An 11,802-nucleotide genomic window follows, 5' to 3' on the forward strand; every position below is an offset into this window, starting at 1 on the left:
GGGTTCAAGTCCCTCTCGCCCCGCTTGGAAAACCGTTATTATTTCGCAGATTCACATATGACTTTAAACCTGCCGATGGTAACACTGTGTGGGTTCAAGTCCCATCCACCCTCTACGAAGACCGTGCGATTACAGCACGGTTTTTCATTTTATAATTCAGATACTTTTACACATTGGAGGGATATTATTACATGACTACCAGCATATATGTACCTGAATCTGCCATGGCTATCCATGCCCATCCGGATGACATCGAGTTCACCTGTGCGGGCACCCTTGCACGTTGGGCAAAACTAGGCTCACACATCATATATGTGCTATGCACCAGTGGCGATGTAGGGATCGATGAACCGGGTATGACCCGTGAAAAGGCCACCCAGATACGTGAAGCCGAATCGCGGGAAGCCGCCCGTATCGCGGGAGTTAATGATGTTGTGTTCTTGCGCGAACCAGATGGTCTGTTGCAACCCACCCTTGAGCTAAGGAAAAAAATTGTGCGTGAAATCCGCAGGTATAAACCTGAAGTGATCCTCACCGGTGACCCAACCATCGTTTGGTCAGGCAGTGATTACATCAATCACCCCGATCACCGTGCAGCAGCCATGGCAGCCCTCGACGCCACCTTCCCAGCCGCGGGGCAACCCAACCTGTTCGAAGACCTGGCAGACGAGGGCCTGAGTGGGCATAAGGTACGCAAGGTGTATGCCCATGTGTGGGAAAATGCGGATGTTTATGTAAATATCGAAGATACCATCGATACCAAAGTGGCAGCCTTGCGGGCTCATAAGAGCCAACTGAAGGATTGGGATCCGGAAGAGATGATCAAGCAATGGGGGGCAGAGGCTGCCAGGGGCAAGGAAATGCCATACGCTGAAACCTTCAAAGTCGTTGCCCTGCTCGACGATGAAACCTGGCAAAAAACTAAGAACAAAACGTAATCGATCATTGCCAAGCATGGTATCAAACAAATTTATGCTACAATCGCACGCATGATGCCACGCACGGTCTTCATGGGCTCACCTGAGTTTGCCTTACCTGCCTTACGCAGCCTGGCAACACGCTACCCTGTGGTAGGAGTGGTCACCCAGCCCGATCGGCCAGCTGGACGTGGACGGCAGTTGTCCCCACCCCCTGTGAAGCTACTAGCTGAGGAGCTAGAATTGCCTGTAATCCAGCCGAGGAGATTAAGTGAGCCAGGAGCCTATGATCAGCTGCAGCAGTGGGCTCCGGAGCTGATCATTGTAACTGCCTTCGGGCAGATCTTGCGACCTGCGGTTTTGGAATTACCTAAATATGGTTGCATCAACGTGCATGGTTCACTGCTGCCTCTTTGGAGAGGCGCCGCACCCATCCAGGCTGCCATCCTGAATGGAGATAACCTGACGGGAATCACCATCATGCGCATGGACTCCGGAATTGATACCGGACCCATATTGAGTCAAAAGTCACTGCCGATTAACCGTGATGATAACGCTTTAAGCCTGGCAGCGAAACTTGCCGAGCTTGGGGCTGAATTGCTGGATGAAACTTTGCCGAGGTATCTATCGGGTGCACTTACACCCACTGCCCAGGATGAGAACCTGGCAACCTATGCTCCCATGATCAAAAAAGAAGATGGTCTGCTCAATTTTTCATTTCCTGCCATCGTGTTGGACCGGAAAGTCAGAGCATACAACCCCTGGCCTGGAGCTTTTACCTATTGGAACAACCAGATGTTGAAAATTCATCGTGCTCATCCCATTGTCGGGATTAATGGTGTGGCTGGGAAACACACTATCTATCAAGATCTGCCAGCAATATTTACTGGTGAGGGTCTTCTGGTGCTGGAGGAGCTTCAACTCTCAGGCAGAACAAGCCAAAGCGGGAAAATATTCCTGCTAGGCGTGAGGAATTGGGAAAGCTAGGCTGGTAAGCTGTGATGTTCACTCTCCCTCGCACAACTGCTCTTTATCATGTGACCCTCCTACGCCATGGTGAGTCACAGGGCAATTTTGAAGGACGCCACCAAGGTCAGGCTGATTTTCCGTTGACGGAGCGCGGCAGAGAACAGGCGAGAGCCTTGGTAAATCGCTGGAAATCTGAAAAGAAGGAATTTGAGCTGGTCATATCCAGCCCGTTGGCTCGTGCTCAGGAGACGGCCGAAATCATCGCTCACGGGTTGAATCTACCATTGGAGCTAGATCCGGTGTGGATGGAGCGTAATAACGGTCTGATGGCAGGTTTAAAACCTGAGGAAGTACGCCAGAGATTGCCTCAACCGGCTTTCATTCATCCATACCTGGCTGTTGGCCAAACGGGTGAGAGCCAGTGGCAGCTGTATTTGCGGGCAGGTGCAGCAGTGCAAAGCCTCTTTGAGCGCCCGCCGGGGAAATACCTGGTAGTCTCCCATGGCGGATTACTAAACATGTTCTTTTATGCGATTCTAGGCATCACACCGCAACCGAATTTCCATGGACCACGTTTTCGATTTAATAATTCCGCCTTTGCCACGGTGAGCTATAACCCCACTTCACATCACTGGTACATCATCGGGGTAAACGATCACCTGCACGCGAAAACTGCCGAGGAATGACCGTGCATTTCATCACGCTACTTCGCCATGGAGAGTCGGAAGGCAATAGTGGTGGTGTGCTGCAAGGCCAGGCAGATTACCCACTCACCCCCGCCGGTGTGGAACAAGCCGAAACGCTGGCATCCTCCTGGAAATCACAGTTGTTCAAATTCGACCTGATCGTCAGCAGTCCTCTGAAACGTGCAACCCAAACAGCAGAGATCATCTCCAGATATTTGAAAATTCCGGTCGAGTTTGACCCCGCCTGGAAAGAAAGGAATTACGGGAAGTTACAAGGCACACTGCTTAAAGATATAGAAGCACTTACGCCAACGGTTGATTTCTTTCACCCCTACCAACCTATCGGTGAGAATGGAGAAAGCCAGGTGGACTTATATACCCGCGCCTGCGTGGGATTGCAGAATGTCATCCGCCAACCTGATGGGGCATACTTGATCATCTCCCATGGTGGTATTCTGAATAAAGCCATGTTCGTAGTGTTAGGAATCACCCCCCAGGGTCATTACAACAGCCCTGTCTTCCACTTTAGCAATACCGGCTATGCGCAGTTACGTTATAATTCTTCATCCAGGCAATGGGCTGTCATCAATCTAAATAACCACCTGCCGATGAATCACATTTAAGGAGTTTAATCCTGGAACCTCGTTTGAGCTGGTTGATCTTTGGCGCGGGTGCCATAGGCACCTATATCGGAGGCAGTTTGATCCTGCAAGGGGAAAAGGTTGTATTCGTGGAACAACCTGGGACGGACAGCCTCCTGAGAGATCGTGGGCTGAAGCTACATATCCGTGGCCAGGATTACCGCATCCTTCATCCGGTGGTATTCTCGAACCTTGAAGCTGCATTTGCCTATACCACCTTTGATATCGCTGTTTTTGCCTTGAAGTCCTTCGATACCCAACCCACGCTGGAGAGTATACGCCCCTTTGCGTCAACTTTTCCGCCGGTTTTATGCTTGCAGAATGGGGTTGAGAACGAAGCTATGCTTGAGACCGTCCTTGGAAAGACGCGTGTCATCCCGGGGACGGTGACAAGTGCTGTACGCAGGGTCGATGCAGGCGATATTATCCTGGAACGTGCCCGCGGGGTAGGGTTATCCAGCGGGCATTCGCTCTCAACCACGATAGCCCAAATCCTGACCAGTTCACACTTGATTGCCCGCCTGTACTCATCGCCCGTGGCGATGAAATGGTCAAAGATGTTGACCAACTTGCTGGCGAATGCCTCGGCAGCTATCCTGGACATGACCCCCACGGAAATACTTAGCCACCCAGCTCTTTATCTGGTGGAAATTGCCCAGCTACGCGAAGCCATCGCTGTGATGCAGGCTCTGGGGATCAGGCCGGTTGATTTACCTGGTGTGCCAGTGAGGAGTTTCGCCTGGGCTGTTAATCAGCTAACTCCACGCCTGTCCCAACCAATCATCTCACGCATGGCTGGCAAGGGGAGAGGGGAGAAAATGCCTTCCTTCCATATAGACCTGCATTCAGGTCGGGGGAAGAGCGAGGTTGATTATCTAAATGGGGCAGTCGTACGATTTGGGCAACATAACGGCATCCCAACGCCAATCAATCATTGGCTTTGCCAAACCTTACTCGACCAGATCCAGGGAAAAATACCCCTGGAAGAATACTCTCATCAACCTGATAAATATCTACGGACAATCCATCTTTCGGAAGAAATCGATTGAATTTTGTTTACCCGATTTTTCCATAATACAGAGGTAATGGATCAACAGGTTCATCACTCCAACGGTGGGCATTCAGCATCTTGCTCACTGCCTTGTCCAGCTTCACCTGGTCGTTGGCGTGGACGGTGAATAACACGTCTCCTTCTTTTACCCAATCTCCCACCTTGTGCTCGATAACCAACCCCACCGCATGGTCAATCGGATCCCCTTTGTGCTCTCGCCCGCCGCCCAAAAGGACCGTAGTTTCACCAGCATCGCGGGCATTCACTTCCGCAAGGTACCCACTTTGAGGTGCTTTTACCTGCTCAATCCACCTGGCTTTCGTGAATAAACTAGGTTGGTCAACGTAGCGGATATCCCCCCCCTGGGCCTGGACCATCTCGCGAAATTTAATAAGCGATTTTCCCCCCATGAGTGCTTCTTCCGCCAGGGATTTCCCCAGGTCTTCATTCTTAGCCAGACCGCCGAGTGCCAGCATATAGCCTGCAACCAACAGGCAGTGCTCTTTGAAATCGGCAGGACCTGCTCCATGCAGCGTTTCGATAGCCTCGACCATCTCAAGAGAATTCCCCACAGCCTTGCCTAATGGCTGGTTCATATCCGATAAAATCGCCACGGTTTTCCTACCAACCATTCCTCCGATTTCGACCATCAGCTCAGCTAGTTTTCGTGCCTCGCTCAAGTCCGTCATAAATGCCCCTATGCCAACCTTTACGTCAAGCAATATTGCTCGCGCACCGCTGGCTATCTTTTTGCTCATGATCGAAGAGGCAATTAGTGGGATGGATTGGACTGTCCCGGTCACGTCTCTCAGGGAATACAACTTCCCATCTGCAGGAGCCAGGTCAACGCTCTGGCCGATGAGCACGATTCCGATCGCTTTCAGCTGATTAATGAACTGTTCTATGCTCAAATCACTACGGAAGCCGGGTATCGATTCAAGTTTATCGAGTGTGCCACCACTAAAACCCAATCCCCGACCGGACATTTTACCGACCGGTAAACCGCAGGCTGCGACAGTTGGGGCAACCACCAGGCTGGTCTTATCTCCCACGCCTCCCGTCGAGTGTTTATCGACTGTAATCGGAACAACATTCGATAAATCAAGCACCTCACCGGAATGAGCCATCGCCAGCGTCATATCCTTCGTCTCACGCGATGTCATCCCGTTCAATAAGATCGCCATGGCCAATGCGGAGGCCTGATAATCGGGAATTTCCCCTTTAGTGTATCCCTCGATGAAAAATTTAATTTCAGCCTGTGAAAGCTCAAGCTGATCGCGTTTCTTGATGATGATATCCACCATGCGCATGGCTAACCTTCTCCTGTGTATCCGCTCATTATAATCGACGCTTCACTTGGTCAGAAAAACCAGCCAGGTGAGGTGTAAACTTCACTCCGACCTGAGCAGAGTTTTGGCTTTGTGCCAGACTGCATCGAACATTTCGACTGTCAGCCTGCCGGTTTGGGTGTTTTGTTGGCTGGGGTGATAAGAAGCGACCAGCCAGGGCAATCCTTCTCCCAGCTGATATGATTCTCCATGTTTAAATTTATAATTGGGAATGATATGCCCCCATTCACGATAAATTCTCCGGGCATTATCAAACCCAATGCGACCAAGTGCCACTATACCCTGCAGGTTTTGCATCAGCTTGATTTCTTGGTTAAGATAGGGACGGCAGTTGTCCATTTCAACTCGGGTGGGCTTATTATCGGGTGGAACGCAGCGACAGGCAGCTGAAATAAGCATATCTCTTAGCATCAAACCATCCTCGCGGCTCACCGACATCGCCTGGTTAGCAAAACCGGCGCGGTGAAGAGCAGCAAAAAGAAACACCCCGGAAGCATCACCAGTGAACATCCTACCCGTGCGGTTGGAGCCATGCGGGCCGGGTGCCAGTCCAATCACCAGGACCCGCCCAAGGATATCGCCGAACGCTGGAACGGGCTTCCCCCAATAATCCCAATTCTGATAGGCTTTTTTCTTCTTTTTTGCCACTAATTCGCGGTATTCCACCAGGCGCGGGCACTTTCGGCAGCTGATGATGGTTTGATTCAAGATTTCGAGCTCCATAAACCTCACATGTTTCAACCCTCAAACAATCAACATAGCATCGCCGAATGAATAAAAGCGATAATTTTCATTTTTGGCGATTTCGTAAGCTTTACTGACAAGCTCTCGTGTTGCAAAAGCACTGACCAGCATGATTAATGTTGAACGGGGTAAGTGGAAATTGGTGACTATAGCATCTACAGCATTAAAATGGTACCCTGGCAAAATATACAGGCCAGTGGCTCCCTCATATGGTCTGAGCATGCCATCTGCAGCAGCGCTTTCCAGTGTGCGCACGCTGGTCGTCCCCACTGCCACTACACGACCTCCCGCTGCTTTGACTGCGTTGATTGCCATGGCATTCTGTTCAGTAAGCTGGCACCACTCGCTGTGGATTTTGTGTTTCGTTGGGTCACCTTCTGTGACTGGCGCAAATGTATCCAAGCCGACGTGCAGGGTAACCTTAGCAAATTTGATGCCTCGGCTTTTCAACTCGTCCATCAGCCAGGGAGTGAAGTGCAGTCCTGCCGTTGGGGCCGCAGCTGATCCGGAAGTTCGGGCATATACCGTCTGGTAACGCTCGGGGTCATTGATAGGTGTATGGATGTAAGGTGGTAAAGGCGTGTGCCCGACCTTAGGAAAGAACAGCTCAAGCGGTTCGGAGAAACGGACCAGCCTCTCTGCACCATGCAATACCGCCTCGATTTGCGCCAGAGGTGCTCGGTCACCCTCCCGGATGGCTTCAACCTGAAGTTTTTTCCCAACGGTCAACCCTTTACCCCCCACCAGGGCTTCCCAGGTGAGGTTATCGCGCTGTCTAAGCAGGAGAATCTCTACTTTACCCCGACTTGGCAATTTGTGAGCATACAGGCGAGCGGGAATAACCCGCGTTTCATTAAGCACAAGGATATCTCCAGGATGCAGGTATTCCCCAATATCCTTGAACACTGCGTGGTTAATCTCACCACTTTGCCGGTTTAGTACCATTAATCGGGATCGGTCGCGCGGTTCAATGGGAGTCTGAGCAATGTAGCGTAGAGGCAGCTCGTAGTCGAAGTCGGAAGTACGCATGAAATCTATCCTTACTTCCGCCCGATGAAGCGCGAGAACAAGGTCAGGATGAGACTGAGCAAAATTGAGAGAATGATGGAGGTGGCCAGGGGGATGAAGCAGGTCATATTTTTCCCCTGGATTACGATATCTCCCGGCAGCTTGCCCAATGGAAGGTTAATTCGCGAAGCCAGGTAAAAAATCCCCCCGATGACCAAGAAGATGATCCCAAGTATTAAAAATATCCTGGCAAAATTGGGAAACATAAAGAAACTCTGGGAATGAAGTAGGTAAGGTTAGCTATTCAGAATAATTTCTGCTGATTTTCGACGGGAATGGCAATTCCCAAATGCTCATAAGCCAGGGCGGTAGCCACGCGCCCATGGGAGGTGCGTTCCAGGTAGCCCAGCTGCAATAGATAAGGCTCAACCACATCCATGATGGTATCAGGTTCCTCGCTGATTGATGCAGCGATGGTGCTCAGTCCAACCGGACCGCCACGGTATTTTTCGATCACTGTCAAGAGTACCCGGCGGTCAAGCTCATCCAGACCCATCAGGTCGACATTGAGTAATTCTAAAGCGTCCCGGGCAATAATGCGGCTGATTTTACCGTCGGCTCGCACCTGGGCGAAATCGCGCACCCTGCGCAGCAGGCGCAGCGCTACCCGCGGGGTTCCCCGCCCGCGCTGGGCGATTTCATCCACGCCTTCATCATCGGAATGAACATTCAACGTCTTGCAGGCACGCACCACGATCAGGCGCATGGCTTCAATATCATAAAAATCGAGGTGATACACGGCGCCAAAACGAGAGCGGAGTGGAGCAGACAATAGGGCTACCCGAGTAGTTGCCCCAATCACAGTGAAGCGAGGGAGCTTTAGTCGGATCGATCGGGCCGACGGACCTTTTCCAATCACGATGTCCAGGGCGTAATCTTCCATCGCTGGGTAGAGCACTTCTTCAATTGCACGACCAAGCCGGTGGACTTCATCAATGAAAAGGATGTCACCTGCCCTCAAATTAGTTAATATCGCAGCCAGGTCACCTGCCCGTTCGATTGCCGGCCCTGAGGTGATCTTGATATTGACATGCATTTCATTGGCCAGCACATGCGCCAGGGTAGTTTTACCTAAGCCAGGTGGCCCGTAGAACAGAACATGGTCCAATGGATCTCCACGCTGCCGGGCTGCGGCAATGAGGATCCCCAGGTTTTCCTTCACCCGCTCCTGACCGATCAGCTCAGCCAGGCTTCGAGGCCGAAGCGCTATATCAAGACGGTCATCAATTTGCGTTTCGGGGTTCACCAGGCGGGTTGGCTTGTCATCCATGAATATGATTATAACCTATCCAGAATACGTACTATAATTCCAACATCCCATCGCTGGAGTTGATCGATATGCCGAATATCTACCCATCCATTCATCCCCTGGTCGCTCATAAATTATGCAAGTTGCGCGATAAAAACACTGACCCCAAAAAATTTCGTGAGTTAATCAGGGAGATATCCACTCTTTTGGCATACGAAGCAACGAATGACCTGATCCTCTACCAGGTTGCTGTTGAGACACCCCTTACCCTAACCACTGGTCGGATCCTATCGGAGAAAATTTGCCTGGTGCCCATCCTTAGAGCTGGTTTGGGTATGGTGGAAGGCGTCTGGCACCTGATGCCTTCGGCTGAAGTGTGGCATATCGGTCTGGTCCGCGACGAACACACCTTGAAACCTGTTGAGTATTATAAAAAAGTCCCGAATGAACCGGATGTTTCGGTATGTTTGATTTTAGATCCCATGCTCGCTACGGGGGGCTCAGCGGTTGCTACCGTGGATATATTAAAAAGTTGGGGGGTTTGCAAGATCAAATTCGTGGGTATATTGGCAGCCCCACAAGGGATTGAAAATCTGCAGAAGCATCACCCTGACGTGAACATTCATATCGCCGGGATCGATGAGACGTTGAATCAGCGTGGCTACATCCTCCCGGGGTTGGGTGATGCCGGGGATAGGCAATTTGGTACAGGCTAACCAGCTAAATATTAGGCTGTTGGAGGCAGGGGTTGCTGCGGTGGCAAGATGGCCTGGGCTTGATTCTTTCCACTGACCTGGTACCACAATGCCCCGCCCGCAATCCCTAATACCGCCATCCAGGCGATATCAAACAGACCGATGCACAAGGCAAAACCTATTTGCGAGAACCATATCAAGGGCTGGCTGATATTGACATTATAGATTCCAAGCATCCTGGTAAACGCTTCAACATTCGCCGGATTCAACAGTAAGCTGTTCAACACGCCCCCAATCACACCACCCAGAAAACCAATCGCACCAGCAATCGCTCCAGCCGACGCACCTTTCCTGACGCTTTCCCCAGAGCTGGCTGGTTTATCAAATACTCCCGCCAGGTAGCCGGCTGCCAGGCCAAAAAAGATCCCTAAACAGGGTGCACAGAAGGGAGCTACAGCTATGGAGATCCCAAGGATGAAAACCAAAGAAATTGCTCCTATAATGAAACCTGATTTGACCATTGTTCACCTCCATGTTAACTAAGAACGAATTTCATCGCTATAAATAAAATTATAGCAGGTAGTTCGGGTACGGTCAGCCGGAAAATTCATCCTGTCATTAATCCATCACCTGATTTACAATTTCTAAGGCGATAAATGAAGCATATTCCTAAATATTGCCCTCTTTGACCGAACACGATGCATTGTCGTAAATGTGGTGAAAAAGCCATCATTAATATGCGCCAGCACAAGCTGGCTTTGTGTGCTTCGCATTATTTGGATTGGGTGCCTGAGCAGGTGGAGCGGGCGATAAAACGCTACCATATGTTTGCACAGCATGATCGCTTGCTTGTTGCCGTATCGGGTGGAAAAGATTCTCTGTCTGTGTGGGACATCCTCAATCGTCTTGGATATCACGCCGATGGATTGTACATCGGACTGGGTATCGATGAAGGTATTCGGTATTCGCAGAATTCGCTTGATTTTGCTCAAGCCTTTGCTACACAGAACGGGTTCCAACTGCATGTGGTGGATATCAAAGCAGCCTATGGAGAAACGGTACCAGAATTGACTTCCCGGACCCATCGCGGCCGATACAAACCATGCTCGGTGTGCGGCCTCACCAAGCGTCACGTGATGAACAAACTTTCCCATGATCTGCAGTATGACGCCCTGATTACCGGCCATAACCTGGATGATGAAGCGGCTATCTTGTTCGGGAATACACTCAACTGGATTGGCACCTACCTTATCCGCCAGGGTCCAGTGCTGGAGGCGGACCGGCCAGGCCTGGTACGCAAAGTCAAGCCTTTGTGCCGCATTTACGAACGCGAGATGGCGGCTTACGCATACTTGCGTGGTATCGCATATATTCCCGACGAATGTCCATTTGCGCTAGGTTCTACATCAATTTATAACAAGGAAATCCTGAATAAGCTGGAAACCGACCGGCCAGGGACCAAGCTTAATTTTTACCTCTCCTTCCTACAAGCCCGCCGCGATGGGCTCTTTTCAGATGCGATCGATAAACGGGCAGCATCGGTCCATAGTTGCATTGAGTGTAGGCAGCCTACTTCTGCACCGGGTTTGTGTGCTTTCTGCAGGATGTTTAACATGCATGGTGGAGGGATCCACATGGATGAGGGTGAGGTACTATGACCCAACCGAGCGGTCAAATCGAAAATCCCCAGCGAACTAGCTACCGTTATCTAGACCTGATCACTGCTTTGTTCGTGACCGTTCTAGTGGTCAGCAATATCGCTTCCTCTGCTAAAATCGTCGATTGGGGGTTTAATTTATTTGGAGTACGCCTGGCTTTTGATGCTGGCACACTGCTTTTTCCCATCAGTTATATATTTGGCGACGTTCTCACAGAAGTGTATGGCTACAGGCGCTCAAGGCGGGTGATCTGGATTGGCTTTTTTTGCCTGGCGATCACTTCGCTGGTTTTCTGGGTGGTGGGCAGGCTGCCTGGTGAAGCAACCTGGGAGCAGTATGCTGGTCAGGATGCCTATCAAGCTATCCTGGGGGGGATAAGCAGCGGCGGGATTGTGCTTGCCAGCCTGTTTGGTTATTGGACAGGGGAATTTTCCAATTCGGTCGTCCTGGCGAAAATGAAGATCATCACCCGTGGGCGCTGGCTATGGACGCGCACGATAGGCAGCACACTGGTGGGTGAGCTGGTGGATTCAATAATCTTCGTGCTGATTGCATCCTTATTCAATGTGTTCCCTTGGAGCTTATTCATCACCCTAGTCATGACCAATTACCTGTTTAAGTGCTCGGTGGAAGCACTGATGACCCCGCTTACCTACCTGGTAGTCAACACCTTGAAACGCTCGGAAAACGAAGACTATTACGACCGGGACACCAATTTCACACCCTTCAAAATATAAAAAAAACCGCCATCGAGTGCAGCGAACCCCTTTAAGTT

At 50.8% G+C, this 11,802-nt stretch carries 14 protein-coding genes; 8 read left to right on the forward strand and 6 right to left on the reverse strand.

The window, feature by feature from the left end; translation table 11 throughout:
- Positions 1 to 224 precede the first annotated feature (224 nt).
- The 5 genes from C3F13_04600 to C3F13_04620 are packed head-to-tail and all read left to right on the forward strand — an operon-like array spanning position 225 to position 4,262.
- The gene (locus C3F13_04600; protein PWB55389.1) at positions 225 to 938 is read left to right on the forward strand and encodes a PIG-L family deacetylase; all 714 of its coding nucleotides are present in this window, start codon (positions 225 to 227) and stop codon (positions 936 to 938) included.
- A 51-nt stretch (positions 939 to 989) separates the two neighbouring features.
- Positions 990 to 1,904 (forward strand): methionyl-tRNA formyltransferase, encoded by a 915-nt coding sequence (locus C3F13_04605; protein PWB55376.1) that lies wholly within the window; start codon positions 990 to 992, stop codon positions 1,902 to 1,904.
- Positions 1,905 to 1,918: 14 nt separating this feature from the next.
- Positions 1,919 to 2,572, forward strand: a complete 654-nt coding sequence (locus C3F13_04610) for a histidine phosphatase family protein (protein ID PWB55377.1) — start codon at positions 1,919 to 1,921, stop codon at positions 2,570 to 2,572.
- Entirely contained in the window at positions 2,569 to 3,195 is a 627-nt protein-coding gene (locus C3F13_04615) for a hypothetical protein (GenBank protein ID PWB55378.1), read from the forward strand. Before C3F13_04610 ends, C3F13_04615 begins: the two co-directional genes overlap by 4 nt.
- A gap of 8 nt (positions 3,196 to 3,203) precedes the next feature.
- Positions 3,204 to 4,262, forward strand: a complete 1,059-nt coding sequence (locus C3F13_04620; protein PWB55379.1) for a 2-dehydropantoate 2-reductase — start codon at positions 3,204 to 3,206, stop codon at positions 4,260 to 4,262.
- 7 nt (positions 4,263 to 4,269) lie between these two features.
- Here C3F13_04620 and C3F13_04625 read toward each other — a convergent pair whose 3' ends face one another.
- The 5 genes from C3F13_04625 to C3F13_04645 form a co-directional block, all read right to left on the reverse strand.
- A complete protein-coding gene (locus C3F13_04625; GenBank protein ID PWB55380.1) occupies positions 4,270 to 5,574 on the reverse strand; it encodes a thymidine phosphorylase in 1,305 nt (434 codons plus the stop codon).
- Between the two features lie 81 nt (positions 5,575 to 5,655).
- A complete protein-coding gene (locus C3F13_04630) occupies positions 5,656 to 6,336 on the reverse strand; it encodes a uracil-DNA glycosylase (protein ID PWB55381.1) in 681 nt (226 codons plus the stop codon).
- A gap of 21 nt (positions 6,337 to 6,357) precedes the next feature.
- Complete coding sequence (locus C3F13_04635; GenBank protein ID PWB55382.1) at positions 6,358 to 7,386, reverse strand: tRNA preQ1(34) S-adenosylmethionine ribosyltransferase-isomerase QueA; 1,029 nt, start codon at positions 7,384 to 7,386, stop codon at positions 6,358 to 6,360.
- Positions 7,387 to 7,397: 11 nt separating this feature from the next.
- On the reverse strand, positions 7,398 to 7,631 hold the full coding sequence (locus C3F13_04640; GenBank protein ID PWB55383.1) for a DUF2905 domain-containing protein: 234 nt from the start codon (positions 7,629 to 7,631) through the stop codon (positions 7,398 to 7,400).
- Positions 7,632 to 7,669: 38 nt separating this feature from the next.
- A complete protein-coding gene (locus tag C3F13_04645; protein PWB55384.1) occupies positions 7,670 to 8,695 on the reverse strand; it encodes a Holliday junction branch migration DNA helicase RuvB in 1,026 nt (341 codons plus the stop codon).
- A gap of 68 nt (positions 8,696 to 8,763) precedes the next feature.
- Between C3F13_04645 and C3F13_04650 the strand changes: the two genes are divergently transcribed.
- On the forward strand, positions 8,764 to 9,390 hold the full coding sequence (locus C3F13_04650) for a uracil phosphoribosyltransferase (GenBank protein PWB55385.1): 627 nt from the start codon (positions 8,764 to 8,766) through the stop codon (positions 9,388 to 9,390).
- Positions 9,391 to 9,401: 11 nt separating this feature from the next.
- Here C3F13_04650 and C3F13_04655 read toward each other — a convergent pair whose 3' ends face one another.
- Positions 9,402 to 9,890: a hypothetical protein gene (locus C3F13_04655; protein PWB55386.1), complete on the reverse strand. Its 489-nt coding sequence runs from the start codon at positions 9,888 to 9,890 to the stop codon at positions 9,402 to 9,404.
- A gap of 177 nt (positions 9,891 to 10,067) precedes the next feature.
- Here C3F13_04655 and C3F13_04660 point away from each other — a divergent pair, with 177 nt between their 5' ends.
- Complete coding sequence (locus C3F13_04660) at positions 10,068 to 11,027, forward strand: tRNA(Ile)-lysidine synthetase (GenBank protein ID PWB55387.1); 960 nt, start codon at positions 10,068 to 10,070, stop codon at positions 11,025 to 11,027.
- Positions 11,024 to 11,764: a transporter gene (locus C3F13_04665; protein ID PWB55388.1), complete on the forward strand. Its 741-nt coding sequence runs from the start codon at positions 11,024 to 11,026 to the stop codon at positions 11,762 to 11,764. Before C3F13_04660 ends, C3F13_04665 begins: the two co-directional genes overlap by 4 nt.
- Positions 11,765 to 11,802: the final 38 nt, after the last annotated feature.

The organism is Anaerolineales bacterium, from assembly GCA_003105035.1.
Taxonomy (GTDB): domain Bacteria; phylum Chloroflexota; class Anaerolineae; order Anaerolineales; family UBA4823; genus FEB-25.